Annotated in this window: 19 protein-coding genes and 2 tRNA genes; 16 read left to right on the top strand and 5 right to left on the bottom strand. The window is 54.2% G+C overall.

Annotated features, from left to right (window positions below):
- The first annotated feature begins 456 nt into the window (after positions 1–456).
- From ACUHMQ_RS18180 to ACUHMQ_RS18160, 5 genes are read left to right on the top strand one after another with little or no spacing between them, the layout of a single operon-like run.
- Entirely contained in the window at positions 457–3,270 is a 2,814-nt protein-coding gene (locus ACUHMQ_RS18180; protein WP_445296873.1) for a phage tail tape measure protein, read from the top strand.
- 12 nt (positions 3,271–3,282) lie between these two features.
- The gene (locus ACUHMQ_RS18175) at positions 3,283–3,699 is read left to right on the top strand and encodes a phage tail protein (protein ID WP_445296872.1); all 417 of its coding nucleotides are present in this window, start codon (positions 3,283–3,285) and stop codon (positions 3,697–3,699) included.
- On the top strand, positions 3,696–4,736 hold the full coding sequence (locus ACUHMQ_RS18170) for a phage late control D family tail protein (RefSeq protein WP_445296871.1): 1,041 nt from the start codon (positions 3,696–3,698) through the stop codon (positions 4,734–4,736). Before ACUHMQ_RS18175 ends, ACUHMQ_RS18170 begins: the two co-directional genes overlap by 4 nt.
- Positions 4,737–4,780: 44 nt before the next feature.
- Positions 4,781–5,125 carry a toxin gene (locus tag ACUHMQ_RS18165; protein WP_445296870.1) on the top strand — a complete coding sequence of 115 codons (345 nt, stop codon included), beginning with the start codon at positions 4,781–4,783 and terminating at the stop codon, positions 5,123–5,125.
- Positions 5,115–5,426: a helix-turn-helix domain-containing protein gene (locus tag ACUHMQ_RS18160; RefSeq protein ID WP_445296869.1), complete on the top strand. Its 312-nt coding sequence runs from the start codon at positions 5,115–5,117 to the stop codon at positions 5,424–5,426. The genes ACUHMQ_RS18165 and ACUHMQ_RS18160 overlap by 11 nt, the downstream gene beginning before the upstream one ends.
- A 182-nt stretch (positions 5,427–5,608) precedes the next feature.
- On the opposite strand, the gene ACUHMQ_RS18155 is transcribed toward ACUHMQ_RS18160, so the two are convergent.
- Together ACUHMQ_RS18155 and ACUHMQ_RS21620 are read right to left on the bottom strand one after the other, a co-directional pair.
- Positions 5,609–6,034 carry a S24 family peptidase gene (locus ACUHMQ_RS18155; RefSeq protein WP_445296868.1) on the bottom strand — a complete coding sequence of 142 codons (426 nt, stop codon included), beginning with the start codon at positions 6,032–6,034 and terminating at the stop codon, positions 5,609–5,611.
- Between the two features lie 234 nt (positions 6,035–6,268).
- A complete protein-coding gene (locus ACUHMQ_RS21620; protein ID WP_510182281.1) occupies positions 6,269–7,252 on the bottom strand; it encodes a LexA family transcriptional regulator in 984 nt (327 codons plus the stop codon).
- An 82-nt stretch (positions 7,253–7,334) separates the two neighbouring features.
- Between ACUHMQ_RS21620 and ACUHMQ_RS18140 the strand changes: the two genes are divergently transcribed.
- The 10 genes from ACUHMQ_RS18140 to ACUHMQ_RS18095 all read left to right on the top strand — a co-directional run bounded on the left by ACUHMQ_RS18140 (position 7,335) and on the right by ACUHMQ_RS18095 (position 13,150).
- Positions 7,335–7,559 (top strand): Cro/CI family transcriptional regulator, encoded by a 225-nt coding sequence (locus ACUHMQ_RS18140; protein WP_445296867.1) that lies wholly within the window; start codon positions 7,335–7,337, stop codon positions 7,557–7,559.
- 68 nt (positions 7,560–7,627) lie between these two features.
- Positions 7,628–8,083: a phage regulatory CII family protein gene (locus ACUHMQ_RS18135; protein WP_445296866.1), complete on the top strand. Its 456-nt coding sequence runs from the start codon at positions 7,628–7,630 to the stop codon at positions 8,081–8,083.
- A 151-nt stretch (positions 8,084–8,234) separates the two neighbouring features.
- Entirely contained in the window at positions 8,235–8,417 is a 183-nt protein-coding gene (locus tag ACUHMQ_RS18130; protein WP_445296865.1) for a hypothetical protein, read from the top strand.
- An 88-nt stretch (positions 8,418–8,505) separates the two neighbouring features.
- The gene (locus tag ACUHMQ_RS18125; protein ID WP_445296864.1) at positions 8,506–8,721 is read left to right on the top strand and encodes a hypothetical protein; all 216 of its coding nucleotides are present in this window, start codon (positions 8,506–8,508) and stop codon (positions 8,719–8,721) included.
- The gene (locus ACUHMQ_RS18120; RefSeq protein ID WP_445296863.1) at positions 8,705–9,163 is read left to right on the top strand and encodes a hypothetical protein; all 459 of its coding nucleotides are present in this window, start codon (positions 8,705–8,707) and stop codon (positions 9,161–9,163) included. Before ACUHMQ_RS18125 ends, ACUHMQ_RS18120 begins: the two co-directional genes overlap by 17 nt.
- Positions 9,160–11,175, top strand: a complete 2,016-nt coding sequence (locus tag ACUHMQ_RS18115; protein WP_445296862.1) for a replication endonuclease — start codon at positions 9,160–9,162, stop codon at positions 11,173–11,175. Before ACUHMQ_RS18120 ends, ACUHMQ_RS18115 begins: the two co-directional genes overlap by 4 nt.
- Positions 11,176–11,271: 96 nt before the next feature.
- Positions 11,272–11,493 (top strand): TraR/DksA C4-type zinc finger protein, encoded by a 222-nt coding sequence (locus ACUHMQ_RS18110; RefSeq protein ID WP_445296861.1) that lies wholly within the window; start codon positions 11,272–11,274, stop codon positions 11,491–11,493.
- Between the two features lie 45 nt (positions 11,494–11,538).
- The gene (locus ACUHMQ_RS18105) at positions 11,539–11,802 is read left to right on the top strand and encodes a hypothetical protein (protein ID WP_445296860.1); all 264 of its coding nucleotides are present in this window, start codon (positions 11,539–11,541) and stop codon (positions 11,800–11,802) included.
- A gap of 50 nt (positions 11,803–11,852) precedes the next feature.
- The gene (locus ACUHMQ_RS18100; protein ID WP_445296859.1) at positions 11,853–12,125 is read left to right on the top strand and encodes a DUF4224 domain-containing protein; all 273 of its coding nucleotides are present in this window, start codon (positions 11,853–11,855) and stop codon (positions 12,123–12,125) included.
- 53 nt (positions 12,126–12,178) lie between these two features.
- A complete protein-coding gene (locus ACUHMQ_RS18095) occupies positions 12,179–13,150 on the top strand; it encodes a tyrosine-type recombinase/integrase (RefSeq protein WP_445296858.1) in 972 nt (323 codons plus the stop codon).
- A gap of 71 nt (positions 13,151–13,221) precedes the next feature.
- Here the strand turns inward: ACUHMQ_RS18095 and ACUHMQ_RS18090 are convergent.
- The 3 genes from ACUHMQ_RS18090 to ACUHMQ_RS18080 all read right to left on the bottom strand — a co-directional run bounded on the left by ACUHMQ_RS18090 (position 13,222) and on the right by ACUHMQ_RS18080 (position 13,641).
- Positions 13,222–13,297: transfer RNA gene (locus ACUHMQ_RS18090), tRNA-Lys, on the bottom strand.
- A 23-nt stretch (positions 13,298–13,320) separates the two neighbouring features.
- A tRNA-Lys gene (locus tag ACUHMQ_RS18085) sits at positions 13,321–13,396 on the bottom strand.
- A gap of 101 nt (positions 13,397–13,497) precedes the next feature.
- A complete protein-coding gene (locus tag ACUHMQ_RS18080; RefSeq protein ID WP_445296857.1) occupies positions 13,498–13,641 on the bottom strand; it encodes a hypothetical protein in 144 nt (47 codons plus the stop codon).
- Between the two features lie 400 nt (positions 13,642–14,041).
- Here ACUHMQ_RS18080 and ACUHMQ_RS18075 point away from each other — a divergent pair.
- The coding region (locus tag ACUHMQ_RS18075; protein WP_445296856.1) for a retention module-containing protein at positions 14,042–16,180 on the top strand (2,139 nt) is incomplete at its 3' end.

Genomic DNA, 16,180 nt, shown 5'->3' with positions numbered 1-16,180 from the left:
GGTTCAATCCGTTTCCACTTCTTGTCGCTTAAATCGGTCGGGTACTGCTGCTCTCTCCTGCGACTACTTTTTTAGCCATGTCAAAATCGAACACATGGGGCTGTTCGTGACTTTTAAAACACGCTCTTAAGCCGCAGTTCACCGTTTTGCGTGAGGATAGCCTGACTACAGCTATGCTTTTTACAAAATCTGCCGATAATTTTATCGCCCCCCGTAACTTGATTTAGTTCAACAGTCTCTAGTTCTTGCATTGTCTCGTTGTCCTTATTGGTTGCGCCAAGAGCGCTTTTGGCGGGGGGTGGAGTGTAGGCACGGATAGGGGTGTCCTCCAATGGGCCTATCCCTTAGCTACGCCATCCAAGTTGGTTTGTGCCTGCCGCCCACACAAGCGCCAGCGCCTGACGCATCTGCGCACACGGGGCACGATGGGGAAACCCTTTTTGCCCTGTGAAACCCATGAGTGACCAGAAACTAAAACTCCAAGTCCTGTTCGCGGCAGTCGATAAGCTGACTGCGCCACTGAAAGGCATTGGTGCGACCAGCCGGGACGCCGCCAATAAAGTCAATGCCATGCGCCAGCAATTGAAGGGCTTGAATGCGCAGCAAAGCGCGGTCGATACCTTTAACAAACTGACGCAGCGGGCGCGTGATTCGACCGAAGCGCTGCAAAAAGCCAAAGGCAAGCTGGCCGAGTACCAGGAAAAGACCAAGCAGGCGCGGGAAGCCCAAGCCGCCCTGGTCGGCAAGGTCGAGACCGCCCGACGCGCCCACATGATGTACGTTGTGCAGATGGCGGCGGGAAATGACAAGCACGCGGGCTTTGGCTACCAGATGTACAAATCCAAAGAGGCGCTGGAAAAGCTCGAAAGCGAGTTTAGAGCGGCACAAAATGCCAGCCGCAATTTCAGCGAAAAAGCCAAGCTGGCCGGCAAGCAGGTTCGGCACTTGGCAGCAGAGCATCGCGCCTTGTCTGCGCCGCTTCGGGATGCGGCAGTACGACTTAAAGAAGCGGGCATTAACGCGCGCCAGTTGGGCGAGCACCAGAGCAGCTTGGCGCAAAAGATTAGCCAAGCCAATGCGGCGCTAGCAGCGCAGGAGGCCAAACTCAAAGCCGTAAACGAGCGCATGCGCCAAGCAGCGGCTGCGCGGGCCCAGTATGACAAAGCCCAGGCAATGCGCAATAACATCGCTGGCAACAGTGCAGCTATGTTGGGAGCCGGTGTAGTGGCAGGGCGAGCGCTCATGACGCCAGTCAGTGCCTATGCCAGTGCCGAGGATGCAAGTACCGGCTTGCGCGTGGCGATGATGGGGCAAGGCGGCAAGGTCAAGCAGGAATACGCCGACATTGTGGCGCTTGCAGAAAAACTGGGTGATCGCCTGCCAGGAACGACGGCGGATTTTCAGGAAATGATGACCATGCTTACCCGGCAAGGCATCAGCGCCAAGGCGATTCTGGGCGGCGTGGGCGAGGCAACGGCCTACCTGGGCGTGCAGTTGAAGCTACCCTACGCTCAAGCTGCCGAGTACGCGGCCAAGTTGCAGGATGCGACGGGGGCGCTGGAGCAGGACATGATGGGCGTGATGGATACCATCCAGCGCACCTTTTATGTCGGCGTGGATACGAGCAACATGGTGTCGGCCTTTTCGAAATTGGGGCCAGCATTGGACCTGATCAAGCAAAAAGGTTTGTCGGGTGCGAAGGCCATGGCTCCGCTACTGGCAATGGCAGACCAGACGGGATTGGTAGGTGAGTCGGCGGGTAACGCCTTCCGTAAGGTATTCCAGCGCAGCATGGATGCCAAGAGCGTCGGCAAAGGCAATGAGCTGCTACAAGGTTCGGGCATTAAGCTGGATTTCACCAACGGCAAAGGGGGATTTGGCAGCCTGGAACAGATGTTCAAGCAGCTGGACAAGCTAAAGCAGCTTACCGACGAAAAGCGCCTTGCGCTTATTAAGGAGGTTTGGGGCGACGATGCCGAAACTCAGCAGGCGCTGAAAGTCATGATCGACGGCGGCGCGGAAGGCTATGCGGAGATGCTAGCCAAGATGGCGGAGCAGGCCAGTCTGCAAGAGCGCGTCAATGAACAGCTGGGCACCTTGAAAAACCTTTGGGATGCGGCGAGCGGTACGTTCACCAACGCGCTGGTAGCCTTTGGCGAAGCCATTGCGCCCGAATTAAAAGCGCTCACCGAATGGATTGGTGACGTGTCCGAGCGGCTCAAGAACTGGGCTAAAGACAATCCTGAACTAAGCAACACCATCATGAAAACGGCTGCGGTGGCGGCTGTCTTGCTCACCGCAGTAGGTGCCTTGGGATTGGCTGTCGCGGCTGTGCTGGGGCCACTGGCAATCGCCAGACTGAGCGTAGGCATGCTCGGCGTACAAATGAGCGGCGGGCTCCGCGTCTTAGGCATGCTGGGCGGTGCGTTGAAATGGTTCGGCGGTGCGCTGCTGAAAGTGGGATCAATCGCCCGGGTGGTCTTTGCCTTTCTGCTGGCAAATCCTTGGATTGCACTTGCTACCGCCCTTGCGGGTGCGGCGATTTATATCGCCACGCATTGGGAAAAGCTGGGACCAATGTTCGCCAGCCTGTGGGCGGGTTTCAAGTCTGGTGCAGTGGCCGCCTTTGATTGGGTCGTGAGCAAAACCCTTAGTGTGGTGCAGGGCATGTTCAGCGTGTTACGGCTCTTTTCGCCGCTCTACTGGGTGATTCGATACTGGGACGAGATCAAAGGCTTTATGATCAGTCTGCCCAGCCAGTTTATGACCCTGGGTGGGCAAATCATCGATGGGCTTATCAATGGGATTAGCGCTCGATGGGGGGCTTTGAAGAGCACGTTTGCCAGCCTGGGCGATGCCTTGCCCGGCTGGCTGCGGACCAAGCTCGATATTCATTCGCCTAGCCGCGTCTTTGCCCAAATCGGCCAATACACCATGCAGGGCCTGGAAGCCGGGATCGATAAGCACCAGCAAGGCCCGCTCGCCAGCATGCTGGCCCTGTCCAAGCAACTCACCACCCCGCTAGCCGCATCGGTTGCTCTGGGTGCCTCCGTGCTTGCCCCTGCCGCTCCTGTCCGTATCGATAGCCGTCCACCGTTGGCGCGCAGTACCGCGCCAGTTCAGGCCGCGCCCGTTTCCATCAACATCACGGTCAATGCTGCACCGGGTATGGATGAGCGCAAATTGGCTCAACTGGTGGCGCAGGAAATTGCCAAACATCAACGCAGCGTCAGTGCCGCCAAGCGCAGTCGCTTAAGTGATGCCGAGTAAAGGGGACGAATCATGATGGCGCTAGGCTTGTTTGTGTTTGAACTGAAAACCGCTCCCTTCCAGCAGATGGGGCACAAGAAGGCATGGCGACACCCGACAGGCAGCCGGGTAGGCGCACGACCCGAAAGCCAGTTTCTAGGCCCGGACGATGAGACCGTCAGCCTAACGGGTGTGCTGTACCCAGAATTAACCGGGGGTGAGCTGACATTGTTGCAGCTGGATGAGATGGCCGACCAGGGTACAGCGTGGCCCTTGGTGCGTGAGGATGGCTATCTATTCGGCTTGTTCGTGATTGAGAGTAAGGAAGTAACCCGTTCGCTGTTCTTCCAAGATGGCGCAGCGCGAGAGCTGGAATTCACGCTCAATCTGAAGCGGGTTGATGATGACTTAGTGGATGCTTTGGGCAGCCTAGGGAGTATCGGGCTATGACCACAGCCAATCATTCACCTGCCTTCCTGCTGACCATGGATGGCAAGAACATTACGGTTAACTTTGCCACGCGCCTGGAATCGCTGACGCTGACTGACAATCGCGGCTTCGAAGCGGACCAGCTGGATATTGTGCTGCTGGACCATGACGGTAAGCTCGATATCCCACCACGCGGGGCAGCCCTTGCCCTGTCGCTCGGCTGGCAAGGTAGCCCCCTTGTCGATAAAGGACTGTATGTCGTGGATGAGGTCGAACACAGCGGCGCGCCAGACAAGCTGACCTTACGTGCTCGCTCGGCTGATCTGCGCGCTGGACTCAGTACGAAGAAGGAACGCAGCTGGCACCGGCAGCCCTTGGGCAGCATCGTGCGCAAGATCGCGCGGGAGGCTGATTTGAAGCCGGCGATCGCCCCGAAGCTTGACAGCCAAGTCGTGGCTCATATCGACCAAACATCGGAGTCCGATATCAACCTGCTTAGCCGCTTGGCAACCCTGCACGGTGCCATTGCCACGGTAAAGGCGGGGCGCTTGCTGTTCATCCAGGCCGGCGCAGGAATGACGGCCAGCGGGCAGCCGTTGTCAGCTATCCATATTACCCGGCAGAGCGGCGACAGCCACCGCTTTGCGATAGCAGACCGGGAAACCTACACAGCGGTACGCGCCTATTACCAAGACACCAAAGGGGCAAAGAAAGGCGAAGTGCTGGTCGACAAGAATGGACCAGCCAAAGGTAATAAGAAGACCCGCCCCAGCGCCGACAACACCAAGACGATGCGCCATACCTACGCGAGCAAAGCAAATGCCGAACGGGCCGCCAAAGCGGAGTGGGAACGCCTGCAACGCGGTGTGGCGACATTCAGCCTGACCTTGGCTAAGGCACGACCCGAGCTTTACCCCGAGCTACCCGCTACCGTGAGCGGGTGGAAGCCGGCGATTGATGGCTTGCCTTGGCTCGTCAGCAAAGCAACGCACAAGCTCGATAGCAGCGGGTTTACGACTGATCTGGAGTTGGAAGTGAAGGCGGATGAGGTGGTGTAACTATTCATTTACCAACCATACGCGATTAGCGTATAGTTGGTGACATGAAAGCGTTGTTCGTTGAGTTACCAGCCTTTGCCCGCTATCGCAGCGACTACTTTGATGACGAAGGTTTTAGAGCCTTGCAGTCAGAGTTAATGCGAAACCCTACTGCGGGGGATGTGATCGAGGGTACAGGCGGTTTGCGTAAGCTGAGGCAGGCGGATGCGCGACGCGGCAAGGGAAAGCGTGGCGGCTTGCGTGTCATTTATTACTGGTGGCTTGAGGGTGGGCAGTTCTGGCTGTTTACGGTGTATGACAAAGACGAAGCAGCAGATTTAACCCAAGCCCAGCGCAAAGCACTGGCAACCATGCTACTACGTGAGAAGGAGGCGCGACATGAGTCGTAATATTTTTGAAGAAATCAGCGAAGGGTTTGAAGCGCTTGCGCAGGAACGTGCAGGCAAGGTTACCTTGCGCACTCACGCTGTGCCGATTAAGCCGGCCCCGGAGCTCAGTGCTGAAGAGTTGGTAGCCCTACGGAAAAAATTGCACCTATCGCGTTCTGTATTTGCTCGCTATCTGCGTACCGAGCCTCGGACCTTGGAAAGCTGGGAGCAGGGCCGCACCAAACCAAACGCGCAGGCGGTGCTTTTAATTCGCTTGGTAGAGCATTACCCGGATACTGTTGAGCGATTGGCAACTGTTTAATAGGTTGCTTCAAGCTGAAAAGCCCCGCATAAGTTGCGGGGCTTTTGCGTATCAATTACTAGATCGCATTAACCCTTAGAAAAGGGTTCTCCGGAATCCTATCGATGTAGCTCATGATCCGACTCTACATGCGGGAAGGGGGTGTAGTGTCCCAAGGATATGGGACGTTCTTTGGCAAGGGATCACAAGTTGTCTTGAGCCTGGACAACTCGTCCAAGAATTTGCAGTACTTCACGGTATCTAAAAGCAATGCTAAGTCTTGGATGGCTTTTCTTATCCGGGTTATCGGATTTCAAATGAATTGTGCCATCGATTTCAATATAAAGACGCCTAATCAGAAATGCGCCCTGATAAACTACTGCATATACTTTGCCTGAACTAGGCGCATTGTCAGAAGTATTAATGACAACAGACATACCGTGTTCAATTGATGGCGACATTGCGTCGCCTTCCACAACTACAGTAACTAAATTCTTTGGTACAAATCCGTGTTTATCACACCAACCACGGCGATAACGATTGGGATTGCCAGTGCTATCGATTTTCCATTCCAAAACCCGGCAATAATTTAAAGCTGTTGGTATTAGCCGGTCCACGTAATGTTTCACTTCCTAATGCAGATTTATCGACCTTTTAACGAGTAAGGATGTAAGGGATTGTATGGAATTCCCTTGCATATTATTTAATACGTTGTGACGCATAATATTAATAAGGGTTATCCCTTGGTTTTACAAAATACATCTTTGAACTGAGATTGGTTCACATTGAGGCATGCGTCGAACAGCATACTTCATTAACTAATATGTTAATTGCATAAATAAATTGAAAGAAAATGTAATGGGCTACAAGTAGAACTGTGTCTGCACCGCTCTACCCATTATCCGCAAGACATCGCCATGTTCAGGTTTGACGATCCAATCTGGATAACTCGTCTTGTCGGGATTGTCTGAACTGAGGCGGATTGAACCATCCGGCTCAAGAAAAAGGCGTTTAATGAAGAACTCGCCCTGATAGTCTACGGCGTAGATTTTTCCAGTACGTGGGCGTATGTCGCTGGTGTCTATGACGACAGAACCACCATCCACTAATCGCGGCATCATGCTGTCGCCATCGACTCGAAGTGTTGTGAGCTTCTTCGGGTCAAAGCCAAACCGCTTAATCCAGTCGAGCCTGTAACGATCCGATGTGCCCTCGTCGATCTCCCACTGCAGTCGTCCAGTACCTGCGGAGACTTTCAGTGAAAGCCGCTTTACCGCGACTTCATCTTTGTCCAGTGGGTCGTTGTCATCATAGGTCTTGATGGGTCGGGGTTCAGTAGCGATGTCGTTGGTTACAAGCATGCGTTCAGGCCCTTCGCCAGTTACGAGCCAATGCAGATGAACGTTTAGAAGCGTTGCTGCCCCCAAAGCGTGTGTCACGCTTAAGTCTTGTGCCTGCCCGTCAAACCAGTTGTTGACTTCAGCCAGTGGGATTTTAAGGGCGCTTGCGATATCGGCTTGCGTTATGCCTGCCGTAGCAGCTGCGCGGGCTAGCCTCTCTGCAAGGGTTCCTGTTTGTGCTTCGTATGGCCGTTCAATTGGAAGTGTTGCCTGTATTGAGTCTGATGAGCGCCGCATGGGGCCTTTGCCAGATGAGAGCCAAAGGGGATTTACGCCGAGTGCATCCGCAGCTTTTAGGAGGTTTTCGCCTTTGATTGACTTGGATGCACCAGTGCACCAGCCGTTTACGGCTACGGACGTCACGCCGATTTTTCGTGCGAGTTCCGATTGATCGAGCCCTGCATCAGCGAGAGCCCGCCCAATTCGTTCAGAGAGTAGTAGGGACATATAAGTAAGCTTAACAGCACAGCTATTAAGTACACTTTCAAACTCTATTGACCGGGTCTAAAAGTGTGCTTATAGTTACGCTATGAAGAAATCATTCGTATTGACTTTTATGGGTGGCGCAAGAAAAGCCGCAGAGGCGATAGGGATCAGCCAACCTGCGATAGCCCAGTGGGCAGAAACATTGCCTGATAGTGCGGTCGGACGTATAGCAAGAGTTCGTAGAGACGTACTGTTGGCGTGGTGGGCGCATGAATCTCATGAGAACAAAACGAAGCGAGAGTTAGGTTCTGCTACCGAGTTGTACTGATGTTTTGGCATGCCCTGTAGTGTAAGCATGGTTACACACCTTCACATCGTAATAAGCAAAGCTAATAAATGAATCGTTACTCACATCTTGTTGCAATCGCCCAAATGGATGCAAAAAGCTTCCATGGTGGCATTCAGGGTTTGGCGTCAGTGATGGGAAAGAACCCTATCATTCTTGCTCAAAAGCTTAACCCTGCTAATGAAAGTAATCACCTGCGCCTGGATGAGGCTGCATTTATCGTTGACGCCACGCAAAGTCCAGCAATCGCTGATGCGCTGGCCGCTCTCGTCAATCGTGTAACGGTCGCACTGCCGGCCGCAAATGTAAGTTTTCATGACCTAACCAGGGAATTCTGCCGATTGACGAAGCGGTGCGGCAACGTGGGCCAAGAGCTGGCTGAGGCGCAATCACCGTCGTCGGAGTGGGGCGAAAAAATCAGCCCAGCTGAGTGCAAGCGCATCGCAAAAGAATTGCGCGAGCTGCTATCGGTTGCTGCTGGACTGCTTCAGCTGGTTGAGGGTTAGTGCTGTTGCTTTGCACGAAAACCCTCCCTTTGATTTGCCTGGAGTCTTGTTAATGGCTGTGCCCTGTCCCTGCGGTGATATCGCTAACACCTACTCATCACAAATGGTTACCGAGCAGACCAAAAGAAGCTGGATGCAATGTAAGCGGTGTATGCGTATCTCGGTCCGCCTGGACGAGGAAGTTAGCGTGTTATTTCCCGGTATCCCGCAAGGAAGCGGCGACGAACTACCCCCATTGGCACTGAAATTACGAGGCAGAAATGCCGGGACGTTGCGCCGGATTTTTGGGAAACCAGATTTAAACCAGCTTGAGTTGCCCTTGACGGTCGACTGACCTGTAACACCAAACCAAACCGCTGATTTTTGAAGCGCTTGTCAGCGCCAAGGGGATCGGCTTGCCTGAAAAAACGTAGGAGTTTGTTATGTCGTGCCCTGTTCCATCTTGCATCGCTGAGCAAGCGCTAAGAAACCAAGAGCTATTGGTCGATGCGCTTGCGGACATGCTGAGTGATTACCTTCGCTGTGGAGAGTTTTCCCCGGCGTACTGGCGTGGCGTTGCTGCCTTGGCTCATGTCGTGAATGTAAGGGCGGCAAGTAAGGCTGGCGAAAAGGTGTGCTGCGATGAACGCTCACGCTAGAGAGCATCGCGCGCTAACCAGCGCCTCACACTGTGGGGCGATTCTGCGCCAGATCGACGCTAGCCAAGCTGCGCAGCAGAACGTAGCGCGTGCTCGGCAAATTGCACCTTCGTTCAGCCATCGCCCGGAGCCTGTTCGGTCTGACGCGTTTACGGTGGCTGATGGCTATCCCATCCTGCCAGGAAAGTTTGCCGAGCTGGCCGAAGTTGGGCCGGAGCTGCTTACCCATATCGACGGGTTGTTGGCTGAATTCGAAACCAAGCTACACAAGTTCCCCTGCGCAGGTCTTGAGATACATCTACAGCCCTTTGTCCGTGCTGCACGCGGCAACCTGGGCTATGTCCTGAGCGAGCTGGCGCGCGCCAGTAATCGCCACCAGTACGCAGTGGCTCGCCTTTCTTCGTCGTTGCCGGTGTTTGAAGGCAGGGAGCCGCGCAAGTGAGCGATTTATCGTTCCTTGATGAATATTCGCTGTGTCCGCCATCGGCAGGGCCGGGACAAACTGATGCCGAGTGGCTGGCCGAGAACTGCCCCGAGCACTTAGCCGCATCCAAGGGCTATGACGGCGAACCGAGCACGGTTGCCGAATTCGTCCGCCGCCACATCCCGCCGCAAGAGTGGGACGATCTGAAAGGCGCAGACGACAAGGCTTTATTGGCACGCTTCCGCTATTGGCAGGACCAGCCAGCCGGCTTTGTCGACGCGCTCCAGTTGCAACACAAAGTTGATGCACTGATTGGCGATGAAGATGCGGCGTTGATCGACGTTGCTCGGGCCGGTGAAGAGGGCGCGAGTATTGCCAGCAAGCTAATGGACTGGCTCGACATCGAGAGCGTCCGTGACTTCTTGGTTGAGCGCTTTGGCCTTCGTCTCCCTGAGCCGGTTGAGCCGGAAATGGTGAAGCCGGGCAGTGTCACGGTTGAGGGGGTTGGCCGACGTTTGGAAGATGACCGGGTGTGGCGTCGGAACCTGATCCGTCGGCATACACAGGCGCTTGAGCACAGTCGCATTGCGGAAGGCCGGGTGCGACGTGGTCACGAAACGATCATTTCCGACCAAGCCTTGCGGACCATGCAAAGCAAATGGGAAGACCAGCAAGCCGCTTTGCAGGCCACCCTCGCGTTTAGTGACGCTGGCGACGAGGTGAGCCTGTTCGATCTTCAGCAAGCCAGCGTATCGAATCCCCGCTTGCGCTTTGCCGAGCTAATCACACGCGTTAAAGGTTTCGAGCTGATCGCTGAAGACATCGGGCATTGCGCAGTATTCGTCACGCTGACTTGCCCCAGCTGTTATCACCCTAGCAAGACCCTCAGTATCAAGCGTGAGAAAGGCAAGCGTGCCTACAAGCAGGTAATCAATCCCGCCTGGGAGGCAGCAGGCAGGCCAACGCCGAAGCACGCCAACAATCACCTGTGCCGAGTGTGGGCGCAGACCCGTGCGGCTGGCGCGCGTAGAGGACTGGCTGTGTACGGTATCCGAGTAACCGAGCCGCACGCAGATGCTTGCCCGCACTGGCACATGATTTTGTTCGGTGAACCGCATGCATTGGGCCAATTCGTTGCGCTCTTCAATTACTACGCCTGCCGTGATGACGCGGCAGAGCTGACCGAGGCCGTTTGGGAGAAGGTCAAGGTTGAAGGTAAGCCGCGTCCTGTCTGGCGCAAGAAATCCGGTGCGACCGTGCGCTTTGATTGCATGACCATGACGCCCGCAAGGGTGCTGGAAGATGGCCGCCGCGTGGGTGGTGCCGTCGCCTACATAACGAAGTACCTCACTAAGAACTTAGACGGCAAGACCGAAGAGTTGGCCGCGAGTGGCGAACACAAGGCCCTTGGTGATGACTTCGAGGCCGGTACCGATACGGTTACTGGTGCGCAAAAGGTGCGCGCCTGGGCGTCGCTTTGGCGCATTCGTCAGTTCCAGCTTTATGGCGGACCACCTGTGGGCTTGTGGCGCGAGCTGCGCAAGCTGAAAGGCGCAGAACAAGACAGCGTGTACTTGGATTACGCCGTGTTGGCTGCGGACAAAGGTGACTGGCGCTCGTTCTGTCAGTTAATGGGTGGGCCGATTGTCGCCCGTAAAGCCATGCCGGTTGAGCTGGTCAAGGCGGATCGACCTGACCAGCTCAACCGCTATGGCGAGCCAGCCTGCGCCGTTGTGAAGGGTGTGCAGGATGTTAGGCAAGCGCAAGCAGAGCAGGTTGTTACACGCACCAAGGTTTGGCGTATCGAGTGGCGCGCCGAAGCGCGTGCCACAAGGTCGGGCGTAGCCCGGCCATCTAGGCCTTGTGCCAATAACTGTACGGAACCAGTCGACCACATTGTGTTGCCGGTAGCCGATAGCGGCCTACGGGCCGGGTATTCCGACGATCCAGGCCCGCCACCGTGGGAACTCCCGCCTAAACCGGTCTATTCCCCGCCCGATTCACACAACTACGCCCGCTTGTATGGATAAACCACGCCCATTCCTTACCGGAGTGTGTGCCCTGCTGCACGTGCTCGCCTTCTTTTTACTGCAAACCGTGATTTTTCTTATCGAAAGGACTTAACCATGTCTGACGCCATCGACATCGCCAACGACCTAACCCAAAGCCGCCTGGAAGGGCTCATTGCAAGCCAACGCGCAGCCCTGCGCCAGCAAGGAACGCCCGAATGTGTGGATTGTGATGACGACATCCCCACCGCGCGCCGCGCCCTCTGCCCTTCGGCAACCCGCTGCGTTCACTGCCAGACCCATCACGAAATCCGCCAGCGGCAAGGCATGGGCCGCTAGCCCTGTTGGCATTGCTTCCTCTGAATATTCGACAAGGTACAAACCATGAACCAACAAAACTTCACCGCAGACGAGTTGCTGACCGCAATTCGTGATGCTGACTCATTGGACGAGCTTCGGAAAATGATCGGACATGCAAGCCTAGCGCGAACCTTCGTGTCGCTGCATCTGGCAGCGCTAAACCGGCTCTCTAGAACACATGGCCCTGACTTGGGCACTTGGCCGCAAGACGCATTGGATAGCCACAGTTTCCACAGCAAGGCTTATCGAGATTTCAGCAAGCAAGCGCTGTTGGGTAGGACAGCCTAAGCCATCTTCCGACTTGCTTCGCCTGCTCATCAAAAAAAAGAAACATAGAAATGCTACTAAGTAAAACCGAACTCAAAGAATTAACCGGTACAAACAAGCGTGTTTTCCAAGCCCTGTGGCTGAAAAAGAATAGCTGGGTGTATGTACTGGACCTTAATGATTGGCCCCGCGTGTCCCGTGACTATGCCTTGATGCGTCTTGGGGTGCCGTGTCCAGGCAATGCGGAATCGGAGCCAGAAAAGTTAGTTACTCCCGTCACCACCAAAAGAAAGAGACGCTCTACTTTCGCTCATGAACCTAACTTTGCTGCATTCGGGGGTTAGGAACGATGGGAAGACGACGGGATGCGAATTTTGATCTACCCCCGCATATGCATATGAAGGGGAACAGCTTCTATTATGTGACTTCGAGTAAACCGAGACAGTGGATTCCACTAGGCGACGACATTTGGGTTGCTAAACGAAAGTGGGCCGAAATCGAGAGCCGGAATTCACCGACTCCGGTAGTCAAAAGTGCGCTTTTCAAGCATGTCGTAAATAAGTACCGGGCCGAAGTGATGATACACAAGGCGATACGAACACAGCGGGATAACGAGAACGAGTTAAAGCGGTTGCTACCTGTTTTCGAGAACATGCCACTTGATTCAATCAAGCCTACGCATGTCCGCAAGTATCTTGATAAGCGCGGACTGCAAGCCAAAGTGAGAGCGAACCGTGAAAAGGCATTGTTAAGCCACATCTTTAACTTTGCACGGGATGACGGAATTACTAGCGCCCCAAATCCCTGTATCGGAGTTAAGGCTCACACGGAAAGTGGGCGGGACAAATACGTTAGCGATGATGAGCTAAACAAGGTCTGGAACTGTGCGGAGCCGATAATTCAGGACTGCTTAGATTTGGCCTACTTCACCGGTCAGCGTCCTGCTGACGTTCGAAAGATTAAGCGCGCAGATATCTTTAATGGATTCTTGCACGTTAAGCAGAACAAGACTCACGAGAAATTGCGGATTGTTGTTACCGGAGATTTAAAGGCAGTAATTGACAGAATATTCAGTCGATCAGTTGAGCAAGTTGGTGAGTATTTAATCCAGCACAGCGACGGGCGAATGCTGACTTATGAATCATTCCGTTACTGGTTTGATAAGGCACGGCAGGCGGCGGGCGTCGACTTTCAGTATCGAGACTTGCGTGCGAAGTCAGCTACTGACGTTGACGATATCGCCAAAGCTCAGAAGCTTTTAGGCCACAAATCCATTACGACCACCGAGATTTATCTACGCAAGAGGGTGGGAGACAAAGCTATCCCGGTATCTCGTTCTGACTTGGACGACAGCGCCCTAGCGGACTAATTGTAGAAGGTAGGCTGTTTTTGTAGAAGCGGCTCCGAGCCTGAAAACAAGCTGGGAGCCGCGTAAATACTTGGTGGGGCGTCACAGATTCGAACTGTGGACCTACGGATTAAGAGTCCGCTGCTCTACCAACTGAGCTAACGCCCCAAGATTTGCTGCTGAAGTTCCTTTGGTGGGTCGTGCGGGACTCGAACCTGCGACCAACGGATTAAAAGTCCGCTGCTCTACCAACTGAGCTAACGACCCGAAAGGAGCCGCGCATTATATCGACGTAATTTTTGGCGTCAACTACTTTGTTGCATGCGGGCTGCGGCAGGGCATTGGTTTTGGCATATCTTGCTGTGTTATCAGCTGTTCGCCATTTGCGACACAACCTTCAGCGAGTCTTTCTTCGAATACTGTTCCAGCCAGGCAATCGCAGCATAACCAACCTGAACGACATATTTTTCCCAGTTTGATATGGCATATAGATACCTGGTGGCGACTCGCATGCGTTGGTATTTTCCCTTATTAGGGAAGTGACTTTGTGGCAGTTCCTCCCCCTTTTATTGGAATGCTATTGGAATAGATTTACCCAAAAGCATGCTTGGTTACAACATGATCAGCACGCAGTAGATTGTGACTGATCGGATGGGTTAGGTATTTGATTTTATTAAAGAAAATAAGAATTTCTTGTGTTGAAGTATCCGCCGGTAACGTGTGGATCGATGTGTTTTTCTTTCTAAGCCGAGTTGTGAGTAACCATTTGTTTCGATTGGGGATATGAAAATACCAAGTGCCTGATTGAGGGTTAAGCCCAGCGGCTATCTGTACTTAAGGACAGTATCGACGAGCCTTTGCGCTTGCTAGCATCTGCGGCCTTTCACGTTATTTCCTTTTCAGGTGTCGCTCATGGCCGTCGATCAAGTTTCTGTGCAAGCACGTGGTGTGGTGGTGCAATTGGAGGGCCACGCCTGGGCGATCGATAGGGATGGAAATCGGCGTCAACTGAAGATCGGCGATTCGGTTCAGGAAGGAGAGCAAGTCATTACCGCTGCGGGTGCGCAGCTGGAACTAGGCTTGCCTTCAAATCAGACCTTGCTGGTTTCAGCTGAACGTACCTTGCTGATTGACGCCAGCTTGCTAGGGCAGGCCCCGGTTGATGCCAGCGAAGCTGCGTTGGCAGAGTTGAATGCCGGTGTCGACACGGTGATCCAGGCGCTGAATGAAGGGCGGGACCTGTCTCTTGACATGGATCCTACTTCTGCGGGGTTGGCTGGGGGCGAAAATAGTGATGCACATGGGTTCATTAGGTTATTACGTCTGAGTGAGCACACCAGCCAGCGACAGTTAACACAGCCAAACCGTGCTGCCGTATCTGCCGATTCCCTTGAAAGCTTGGCAGCGGATGCTCCTGCAACAGCAAATACTGGTGAGCTGAAAGCCAATGATGATGTTGCCACGGTAAGTAAAGGCGGTAACGTCACCATTAATGTCATGGGTAATGACAGCAGCACCGGCGGTGCGATGGCGATTATGGGGCGGCCAAGTGCGGCGAATGGTACGGTCCTTGTGAATGCAGATGGTACCCTGCTCTATACGCCCACCCCGCAATTTGTTGGCTCGGACACGATCCGGTACACCATTACCGATAATCAGGGCCACACCAGCACGGCAGCTGTCAGCATCACGGTGATGTCAAGCAATGCCAATCCAGTTACAACCAATGGCCAGCACACTACAACAGAAGATCAGCTGGTCTCGGGCTCGGTTACTGCGACGGATGTCGATGGCGACACGCTGACCTACAGCAAAGGTAACGATCCTGCCCACGGCATTGTCACGGTTAAGTCCGATGGCACCTGGATTTACACGCCAGCCAAGGATTACAACGGCACGGACAGCTTTACGGTAACGGTGTCGGACGGCAATGGTGGCGTTACCACATCGACGATTACTATCGATGTCACACCGGCTAACGACGTGCCGGTAACAACTAACTACCAGCACACCACTGAAGAAGATAAGCCGGTTTCAGGTTCCGTTACAGCGACGGAAGTCGATGGCGACACGCTGACCTACAGCAAAGGTAGTGATCCTGCCCACGGCACTGTCACGGTAAAGTCCGATGGCACCTGGACCTATACCCCAACCAACGATTACAACGGCACGGACAGCTTTACGGTAACGGTGTCGGACGGCAATGGTGGTGTCACCGCATCGACGATCACTATTGATGTCACACCGGCTAACGATGCACCGGTGACGGCTAACTACCAGCACACTACAGAGGAAGATAAGCCGGTCTCTGGCAAGGTTACGGCGACGGATGTCGATGGTGACAGACTGACATACAGCACAGGCATTGGCCCTACTCATGGTACGGTCACTGTTAAGTCCGATGGCACCTGGACCTATACCCCAACCAATGATTACAATGGCACGGACAGTTTTACGGTAACGGTGTCGGACGGCAATGGTGGGGTGACCACATCGACGATCACTATCGATGTTACACCGGCTAACGATGTGCCGGTAGCAACTAACTACCAACACACCACTGAAGAAGATAAACCAGTCTCTGGCTCGGTTACAGCGACGGATGTTGACGGCGATACGCTGAGCTACAGCAAAGGTAGTGATCCTGCCCACGGCACTGTCACGGTTAAGCCTGATGGCACCTGGACCTACACGCCAGCCAAGGATTACAACGGCACGGACAGCTTTACGGTAACGGTGTCGGACGGCAATGGTGGAGTGACCACATCGGCGATCACTATCGATGTCACACCAGTCGATGATTTGCCGGTCATTAGCGCAGGCAGTGGCCGTGTGGTTGAGAACACTCAGCCCAGTGCAACTGGCAATCTGTCTGCAACCGATGTGGATAACCCCGGCCTTGCTTTTGTGCCGGCAGCTCATTCAGGCCAATACGGCAGTTTGAGTATCGATGCCACAGGCAAGTGGACCTACACCCTGGATAACCGTGCAGAGTTATTGAAAGAGGGAGAAGTCCGCGATGAGTCCTTCACGGTTACGCTTAACGATGGC

Source organism: Chitinimonas violaceus (assembly GCF_052601015.1).
This window is presented reverse-complemented; position numbering and strand designations above follow the sequence as displayed.